The 396-nt window shown below is 62.6% G+C and carries 1 protein-coding gene; it reads left to right on the plus strand.

Annotated elements, in window-relative coordinates; all coding sequences use genetic code 11:
* Positions 1–50 precede the first annotated feature (50 nt).
* On the plus strand, positions 51–396 hold a 346-nt coding region (locus EOA38_RS38815), incomplete at its 3' end, for a TerC family protein (protein WP_145966377.1).

A 396-nucleotide genomic window follows, 5' to 3' on the forward strand; every position in this document is an offset into this window, starting at 1 on the left:
GTGCCTAACTGGCGACGAAACTGCTCTAGATCGTAGAGGGGACGACCTCCATGCAGCTTGTCGAATTCCTGGCGCCGCACTTTGCCTTTGTCTCCGACCCGACCGCCTGGGTTGCGCTTTTGACACTGGTGGTGCTCGAGATCGTGCTCGGCATCGACAATCTGATCTTCATCTCGATCCTTACCAACAAGCTGCCGGAAGCGCAGCGCGCCCGCGCCCGCCGGCTGGGCATCTCGGCGGCGCTGGTCATGCGCCTCATCCTGCTCGCCACGATCTCGATCATCGTGCAGCTGACGACGCCGGTGTTCACCGCCTTCGGCCACGGATTTTCCTGGCGCGACCTGATCCTGATCGCCGGCGGCCTGTTCCTGGTCTGGAAGGCGACCAGGGAAATCC

The sequence above is a fragment of the Mesorhizobium sp. M1E.F.Ca.ET.041.01.1.1 genome (assembly GCF_003997355.1).
In the GTDB taxonomy this organism is placed as follows: Bacteria; Pseudomonadota; Alphaproteobacteria; order Rhizobiales; family Rhizobiaceae; genus Mesorhizobium.